Consider the following 6,338-nt stretch of genomic DNA (forward strand, 5'->3'; position numbering starts at 1 on the left):
ATTAATACGACTAGACTTGCATTCAGGACATTTGAGGGACTCTAATTTGCTGTTCATTGTTTTTCGTCAACTTTGCTCTCGATCGCTATATCATACATCAATTCAGCAACGCCCGCGGGGATTTGTACCGACTCATAGGGTTGGATGAGAATTTCAGCGGGAATCCCCAGTTCTTGATTCAACTTCCGAATCATCTCCCAGGTCAAGGAACGTTTGCGTAATAACACCTCAGACACCCTAGCCCGACTGCTGAGACATGGCGAAAGAGAGAATTTAATTATTAAGGAAGAGGTAAGAGGGGGAGAGAGGGGGAGAGTGGGAGGATTTTTTCCTCATTAGGAATTAGCAATTAGGAATTAGGAATTAGGAATTAGCCATTAGCTATGGCTTAGGCTTACCGACAAAGAAAGCTAAGGGAGAATTCTCACCACAAGATAACCGAACTTTAGAACCAATGGGAAAAACATTTCCTGTGGTTGTGAGTGCATATAACTTTTCGCCAGACGGAGTTTTTAAACAATAACGATTTTCTCTGCCTAAGAATTGGCGATCGCAAATCACAACAGCCGAATCTTCATCTAAGAATAAACTTAAATCTTCCTGCCGGATCATCAATTCTCCTTCGGTAGAAACATCACAAGGAACTTTTACAACTGGATCTCCTTTAACAGCAAAACAACCTACTTCTGTTTCCCAAAAATCCTGCTTTAGCGATGCAGAAACAAAATTAGCTTGCGTCACAAACTCAGCCACAAATCGAGATGCTGGTTCTTGATAAACTTCCTCTGGAGTGCCAAACTGTTCTAATTGGCCTTGACGCATCACCGCTACCCAATCAGAAATCGAAAGTGCTTCTTCGCGATCGTGGGTGACAAATACACCAGAGGTTCCCGTTGCTTTGAGAATCTCGCGGACTTCCTGACGCAATCTTAACCGTACTTGTACATCTAAATTACTCAACGGTTCATCTAGTAAAATAATCGCAGGTCTAGGGGCTAAAGCACGGGCCAGCGCCACTCGCTGTTGCTGACCCCCGGATAATTCATGGGGATAACGGTTTTCCAATCCTTCTAATCCCACCAACGCTAATGCTTCGGTGACACCTTTCTGAATATTATGCTTTGACTCTTTTCCTTGATGCGTCAAGCCAAAAGCTACATTTTTCGCGACTGTCAAATGGGGGAAGAGTGCATAGTCTTGAAACACCATACCAATGTCTCGCTGTTCCGGCGGGACTGACATATTAACACTGGCTACAGTTTTTCCTGCTAGAGCGATCGTCCCTGCTTGTAGCTGCTCAAAACCAGCAATTAACCGCAGCAACGTTGTTTTCCCACAACCCGATGGTCCCAACAACCCCAGTATATCTCCTTGATGTAAGGTCAGGGTGACAGATGCCACCGCAGGTGATGCTGCTTGGGAATAATGTTTTGTTACACCATCCAAATGCAGAATTATCGGTCGAGCCATTATTGCTATAAATAATCAACAACTTACTATTCTACAATATACCAGTTTAGTGAGATTAATTATCATAAAGGCTTGACAAATATTTACACCTACTGATAAAATAGCAAGCTAGACTTTTTACTAGCAATGAAAAATTCCCAAAAATCACTACAGCAAACAGGAATCAGGACAATCCAATGGCTATCGACCTTACGCGGTCTATCGGCTAGTGGGTGGACACTTGCAGTTATCGCTTTAGCATTGCCGATCGCCATACCAGTGATCAGTGTCTTATCGAGTATCTTTTTTGAAGCTAAAGATACATGGCAACATTTAACCGATACAGTTTTAACCCGTTATATCGTCAACTCTTTATTGTTAATGATCGGTGTAGGCTTTGGTGTTGTCGTGATTGGCGTAGGATGTGCATGGCTAGTAACAATGTGTCGCTTTCGGGCCAGTCGCGTATTTGAATGGGCATTACTGTTACCATTAGCGGCCCCAGCTTATGTGTTAGCTTATACTTATACAGACTTTTTAGAATTTTCCGGCCCAGTTCAAACTGCTTTGCGTTATATTTTTGGCTGGAGTTATGGAGACTATTGGTTTCCTAACGTGCGATCGCTCCCGGGAGCAATCTTAATGCTAATCTTAGTTTTATATCCCTACGTCTACCTATTAACAAGAGTTGCATTTTTGGAGCAATCCACTTGTACCCTAGAAGCTAGTAGAATACTTGGCTGTAGTCCTTGGCGGAGTTTTATTACAGTTGCCTTACCAATGGCTAGACCCGCAATTGTAGCAGGTTTAGCACTGGCTTTGATGGAAACTCTCAACGATTATGGCACTGTTCAGTATTTTGGAGTTGATACTTTTACCACAGGTATTTATCGGACTTGGTTTGGCATGGGAGAACGAATTGCAGCCAATCAATTAGCTGCCCTGCTATTATTATTTGTTTTAGGTTTGATTTTAGTAGAACGCTGGTCTCGAAGTCGCACTAAATATTATCAAGCTAGCAGTCGGTATCGCCAACTGCAAACTTATCAGCTTAAAGGAATTAGGGAAATTTTAGCGGTAATTGCTTGTTTGATGCCACTATTTTTTGGTTTTTTATTGCCAGCAGGTCTTTTAGTCCAGTTGACCTTAGCGAATTGGCAACTAACCTTAGATGAACGCTTTTGGATATTTGCCCGTCATAGTTTAATTTTGGCAACACTGACAGCAATTTTAGCCGTAGTTATTGCCTTGATTATGGCTTATGGCTTACGGTTATATCCTAATTTAGGAGTGCAGTTAGGAACGAGAGTTGCGGCAATGGGCTATGCTGTACCTGGTTCTGTGATTGCAGTTGGCATCATGGTTCCCATTGGAAAATTTGACAATCTATTTGATAGTTGGATGCGTGAAAACTGGGGAATTTCTACAGGCTTGTTGTTAAGTGGTACGATCGCAGCTTTGGTATTTGCCTATATAGTTCGCTTCCTAGCTGTTTCTTTAAATGCGGTGGAGTCAAGTTTGAGCAAAATCAAGCCTAATTTAGATGATGCGGCGAGAAGTTTGGGTTATAGCCCGATGCAAACTTTAGTTACAGTTCATACACCAATGATGACGGGAGGTTTACTAACTGCCATGATGTTAGTATTCGTTGATGTAATGAAAGAGTTACCTGCTACTATAATTATTAGACCTTTTAACTTTGATACCTTGGCTGTGCGAACTTATCAACTTGCCTCAGATGAGCGATTGGCTGAAGCTTCTGGCCCAGCCTTGGCAATTGTTTTAGTGGGGATGTTACCAGTTATTTTATTAAGTTGGAAAATTGCGCGATCGCGCAAGTCTTCAACAGAGTTAACGGTTAACAGTTGACAGTTGACAGTTAACAGTTAACTGTTGACATTATTCCTTTGAAAATCAAGATGATTAATAAAAATTCACCCATGTTTACCCGCGCTACTGGCACAATTTCCTTGTTACTACTTACTATTTTTGTCACCTTTGGATGCCAAAAACAGGCGGCTGGTCCCCTCGAAACATTACAAAAAACTAAGCAATGTCCAGGATGTGACCTAACTGATACTAAGTTAAGTGACCTTGATTTAACCAGCGCTAATCTCAATGGTGCTAAGTTGGAAGGTGCTGTGCTAGAAAAGGTCAAACTTAATGAAGCCTTACTCGATAGCGTGAATCTCAAAGGTGCAAATTTAAAAGGTGCTTCTCTGGAAAAAGCAGGTTTATTTTCGGCAGATCTCACAAATGCTGATTTGAGTAATGCAAATCTCAAGGGGGCTTTTTTGCGAGGGGCAAAACTGAATAATGCCAATCTTAGTAATGCGGATTTAAGTGAAACTGACTTAAATAGTGCTGATTTGACAGGGGCAAACCTGACTGGGGCAAACCTGAAAGGCGCTATAATGCCGGATGGTAAAATTAAAAATTAAAGTTGATGGGATTCGGCGGTTTCAACCGCCGAATCACAAAGAGTAGCTTCTTGTTCAAAAAGCTTCTATTTCCATCCTGCCCGATCGGCAATCTTTAAAGCTTCGGGGTTATTTTTCCCAAACACATCAGGATTGAGAGGGTCAGATTTGAATGTACCAAAACTTGCAACTGCAGGATCGATCGCCACACCTGAAATCACAGGGTATTCGTTATTACTCCTAGCAAAAATTTGTTGCGCTTCGGGACTGGCTAAGTGTTCCAAGAATTTGATCGCGCCTGCTTTGTTACGGGAGGTTTTGACTACACCCCCACCACTAATGTTGACGTGGGTACCGCGATCGCGCTGGTTGGGGAAAAATACACCTACTTTCGCCGCGATCGCTTGTTCTGCTGGATCTTTCGATTTCATTAAGCGAGCTACATAATAGGTATTAACAATGGCAATATCGCCTACCCCATCAGCAACCGCCTTGATTTGCGCTGTATCATTTCCCTCTGGAGGACGCGCAAAATTAGCCACCAATCCTCGCGCCCAAGCTTCTGTTTTTTGAGCTCCATGAGCGGCTAACATAGCCCCAACTAGAGACTGATTATAGATATTAGTGGACGATCGCACTAAAACTTTGCCTTTCCACCGAGGTTCTGTCAGCGCCTCATAGGTTGACAATTGGGTAGGGTTCACCTTGCTTTTGTTGTAAACAATCACCCGTGCCCGGCGCGATAGACCAAACCAGAAATTTTGAGGATCTCGCAAACTTGCTGGAATTGCCGATGTCAGGACTGTTGAAGAAACAGGTTGCAGAATACCTGCTTGTTTTGCCCGCCACAAACGCCCACCATCCACCGTGATGAAAACATCAGCGGGGCTATTTGCACCTTCACTTCTGATCCGTTCAATTAGTTGGTCAGCATCCGCTTCAACAAGGTTAACCTTGATCCCAGTTTTTTTGGTGAAGCTTTGGTACAACTGATTATCAGTGTCATAGTGACGTGCTGAATAAAGGTTGAGAGTGCCGGTTTGGGCTGCGACAGGGGCTTTTTTGGTTAGTTCCCCCACGGCCACGACAGCCATTGCTGTACCGCTGGCAAGAAAAATACGCCGAGAAATGCTCATTGTTCTATAATGATAGATTTTTTCATCTGGTAATTGACACGATGGTGTATCTACAGCCATCTATAGTCAGTGCTTTACTATATTAATGCAAGTAATTCTTATTTGATGATCAAAAGCGTAACTATTTTAGGGGTGACGCACCCGTGGTCATAAATCCGGTCTCGACTTCGCTCAAGCGGCAATTTTTTTACGAAAAGACTTTGTGGTAGCCTGCAGATTAGGTAAAAAATTGGCGTTGCTCAATTTGAGGATGATTATTGTAGGGTGTCCCAGCTGCTCTGAACATACACGCCTTCGGGTTCATGGGCCCATCCCACAGGAAAATCAAAATCATGTGGCTATTATGCAACATCAAAAAATTTGCTTATGAAGGTTTTGATGCGTCCAAGACTGTATTTATGACAAAGATTTTTGCTGAATAGGTATCACAACAGTTGTTGGCAATAGACATTTCCAAAAACTCCCAAGCCCTATTGCCCATTGGTTTCTGACTGTCTGCGATCAAAGGGCAGACAGTAAGCTTTTACTAATTGCGAGCGACAATAACCTCCAGAAGTTTTATTAAATTGGCTCTTCCGTACTTACCGCTGCTCAAATGTTAGTTAAAGGTTCATGATAATTGTGACTCGCGAATAAATAACGAACCAGTTAATGATAAGTATTCTCAATTTGCCCGGTGTCATAGTAGAAGATTACAAACAGACAGGAGAAACATTAATATTAGTAATAAAATCACAAAAAACGACAGCATCTTGCCCTGTTTGCAGTGAATGCAGCCATCATTTGCATCAAGATTATAGATATATAGTAAGAGATTTACCAATTGGTAATAGAGAAGTAATGTTGAGAGTAAATGGGCGCAGATTTAAGTGTAAAAATGGTCGCCAACCTTTTAATTAAAGTTTGGCTTTTCTCGAAAATAAGAAAGATTTTACCAAGAGATATGCACAAAGTATTGCTGAACAAGTTATCCATAGTGACATTAATAACGTGACTAAAAACAATAGACCTCTTGCAAAAAAGATATATGTTATAATCAGAACTTTTAAATTTAGCCCCCTAGAGCTAACTCATAATTGTAAATTGCTGATAACAAATTACAACGCCGACCATAACGGCGACGGCGATTCCGATAACGACTCGACAATATTTTAAAAATTTTGAGACTCCGATTAACGTGTTAAATCATAATTCGCTCCTGTGATCGAACTCGATTGTAGCAGGGTAAGCTCATCTAATTTGGTATAAATTGTACTTGACAAAAAGGGCAAGATATAAAAGAGCATCCTGTCAAGAGCGGTTCTTTGAACCCATTTGAGATATTGTGACGCTC

The 6,338-nt window shown here is 41.8% G+C and carries 6 protein-coding genes and 1 pseudogene; 3 read left to right on the top strand and 4 right to left on the bottom strand.

Annotation, left to right across the window (positions count from 1 at the left end; translation table 11 throughout):
* Positions 1–53: 53 nt before the first annotated feature.
* The gene (locus tag NDI35_RS29465) at positions 54–227 is read right to left on the bottom strand and encodes a hypothetical protein (protein WP_445315795.1); all 174 of its coding nucleotides are present in this window, start codon (positions 225–227) and stop codon (positions 54–56) included.
* A gap of 154 nt (positions 228–381) precedes the next feature.
* Entirely contained in the window at positions 382–1,470 is a 1,089-nt protein-coding gene (locus NDI35_RS29470) for an ABC transporter ATP-binding protein (protein ID WP_445315796.1), read from the bottom strand.
* 126 nt (positions 1,471–1,596) lie between these two features.
* Between NDI35_RS29470 and NDI35_RS29475 the strand changes: the two genes are divergently transcribed.
* Together NDI35_RS29475 and NDI35_RS29480 are read left to right on the top strand one after the other, a co-directional pair.
* Positions 1,597–3,318 (top strand): ABC transporter permease, encoded by a 1,722-nt coding sequence (locus tag NDI35_RS29475; RefSeq protein ID WP_445315797.1) that lies wholly within the window; start codon positions 1,597–1,599, stop codon positions 3,316–3,318.
* A 50-nt stretch (positions 3,319–3,368) separates the two neighbouring features.
* Entirely contained in the window at positions 3,369–3,890 is a 522-nt protein-coding gene (locus tag NDI35_RS29480; RefSeq protein ID WP_445315798.1) for a pentapeptide repeat-containing protein, read from the top strand.
* 65 nt (positions 3,891–3,955) lie between these two features.
* Here the strand turns inward: NDI35_RS29480 and NDI35_RS29485 are convergent, their stop codons facing one another.
* Positions 3,956–5,005, bottom strand: coding sequence for a Fe(3+) ABC transporter substrate-binding protein (locus tag NDI35_RS29485; protein WP_445315799.1), 1,050 nt, complete (start codon positions 5,003–5,005; stop codon positions 3,956–3,958).
* 651 nt (positions 5,006–5,656) lie between these two features.
* Between NDI35_RS29485 and NDI35_RS29490 the strand changes: the two genes are divergently transcribed.
* Complete coding sequence (locus NDI35_RS29490; RefSeq protein ID WP_445315800.1) at positions 5,657–5,905, top strand: transposase family protein; 249 nt, start codon at positions 5,657–5,659, stop codon at positions 5,903–5,905.
* A gap of 151 nt (positions 5,906–6,056) precedes the next feature.
* On the opposite strand, the pseudogene NDI35_RS29495 reads toward NDI35_RS29490, so the two are convergent.
* Positions 6,057–6,185: pseudogene (locus NDI35_RS29495) on the bottom strand (IS5/IS1182 family transposase); the annotation flags it as partial.
* Positions 6,186–6,338: the final 153 nt, after the last annotated feature.

This window comes from Microcoleus vaginatus FACHB-2002 (assembly GCF_040004035.1).
GTDB classification, from domain to species: domain Bacteria; phylum Cyanobacteriota; class Cyanobacteriia; order Cyanobacteriales; family Microcoleaceae; genus Microcoleus; species Microcoleus vaginatus_C.